Source organism: Rubrivirga sp. (genome assembly GCF_049648075.1).
Classification (GTDB): Bacteria; Bacteroidota; Rhodothermia; order Rhodothermales; family Rubricoccaceae; genus Rubrivirga.
On record NZ_JBARYR010000265.1, the window covers coordinates 1 to 1667 of the forward strand.

At 68.0% G+C, this 1667-nt stretch carries 2 protein-coding genes and 1 pseudogene; all 3 read left to right on the plus strand.

The window, feature by feature from the left end; all coding sequences use genetic code 11:
• Window positions 1-301: pseudogene (locus WBA11_RS07845) on the plus strand (hypothetical protein); the annotation flags it as partial.
• Entirely contained in the window at window positions 294-1190 is an 897-nt protein-coding gene (menB, locus tag WBA11_RS07850) for a 1,4-dihydroxy-2-naphthoyl-CoA synthase (RefSeq protein WP_424520143.1), read from the plus strand. The pseudogene WBA11_RS07845 and the gene menB, both read left to right, overlap by 8 nt.
• A 74-nt stretch (window positions 1191-1264) precedes the next feature.
• Window positions 1265-1609, plus strand: a complete 345-nt coding sequence (locus WBA11_RS07855) for a hypothetical protein (RefSeq protein ID WP_424520144.1) — start codon at window positions 1265-1267, stop codon at window positions 1607-1609.
• The last annotated feature ends 58 nt before the right edge of the window (window positions 1610-1667 follow it).

Here is a 1667-nt window from a genome sequence, read left to right on the forward strand (position 1 = left end):
GTCCTCGTGGGCGGCCAACGATCCGCGCGAGCTCGGTCGGTCCTTGAAAGGGATGGGAACTGGCGCCCAGCCGTCGCACTGGGACGCGCTCGGGGGAATCTCTGCGCCCGCCCTCGCCGTAGCAGGCGCCCTCGACGCCAAGTACGTCCGTCTCGCTCACGAGATGGCCGAGCACGGCCTCGATAGCCTGCCCCAGACTCGATCTAGGGTCGCCGTCGTCCCGGGCGCCGGCCACTCCGTCCACACCGAGGCGCCCGACGCTCTCGCCCTCTTCCTCACCTCTTTTCTTTCCGATGGCTGACAAGGCGCACCACACCACCGACCGCCCGACCGTCTCCGGTCCCTTCGAGTGGGAGTCCGTGGGCTCCTTCGAGGACGTCATCTACGAGAAGGGCGTCGCCGGGACGGACACCGCGGGCATCGCGCGTGTGACGATCAACCGCCCCGACGTCCGCAACGCGTTTCGGCCGACGACGGTCACGGAGCTCATCGCGACCATCGACGACGCCCGCGACGACCCGTCCATCGGTGTCTACGTCATCACGGGCGCCGGCGACAAGGCGTTCTGCTCCGGCGGCGACCAGCGGATCCGGGGCGACCATGGCTACCGCGAGATCGCGGACGGGAAGGAGACCGGCACGCAGCGGCTCAACGTCTTGGACTTTCAGACGCGCATCCGCAAGATGCCCAAGCCGGTCATCGCCTCCGTAAACGGCTGGGCTGTCGGCGGCGGACACGTCATGCACGTCGTCTGCGACCTGACCATCGCGAGTGACAACGCCCGGTTTATGCAGACCGGACCCAAGGTCGGCTCGTTTGATGCGGGCTACGGAACGGCGCACCTGGCGCGGATGGTCGGGCAGAAGAAGGCGCGCGAGATCTGGTTCCTGTGCCGCCCCTACAGTGCCCAGGAGGCCCTCGACATGGGGCTGGTCAACACCGTCGTGCCGCTCGCCGACCTCGAGGCCGAGACCGTCCAGTGGAGCCGCGAGATCCTGGCCAACTCAAACATCGCGATCCGCATGATCAAGGCCGCCGCCAACGCGGACGAGGACGGCGGCGCCGGTCTCCAAGAGCTCGCGGGCCACGCGACGATGCTGTTCTACATGACCGAGGAAGGGCAGGAAGGCAAGAACGCCTACCTCGAGCGCCGGCCCCCGAACTTCGACGCCGACGGCTACCGCCCGTAGTCGGCCTCGAGGACGGAGGGCGAAGAACCTCGGCCCGCATCCCTCCGTCCCTCTCCATCCCACACCCCTTCGTCATGAAGTCCATCCCGTTCGCGACCGGTGACGTCCACGGTGGCTTCTCGGAAGGTCGAGGTACGATTTGCGTGGACGGCGACGAGGTCGTCCTCGAGCTGCAGGTCAAGTTTCTGAGCCTGTTCGAGCGCAAGGCGCAGACCCACCGCTTCGAGCTCACCGACCTCGAGGAAGTCCGCCACCAGCGCGGGCCGCTCCACGACAAGCTGACCCTCCGAACGAACCCGATGGACATCGTCTCGTCGCTGCCGGGCGCGGCCAACGGGTCGCTCGCGCTCAAGGTGAAGCGGCGGCACCGGAAGGACGTCGACCGCCTCCTCGACCGGTTCGACTTGTGGATCGTGTAGCGTCGCCCTCGAGGCCGAACGCGGCCGCGCTTTGGCTCGAGGCCGCGCGGCCCAAGAC

Bases quoted from the DNA above. Each gene is read 5' to 3' on its own strand.
- menB (WP_424520143.1), top strand. From the start codon at position 294: ATGGCTGACAAGGCGCACCACACCACCGACCGCCCGACCGTCTCCGGT.
- WBA11_RS07855 (WP_424520144.1), top strand. From the start codon at position 1,265: ATGAAGTCCATCCCGTTCGCGACCGGTGACGTCCACGGTGGCTTCTCG.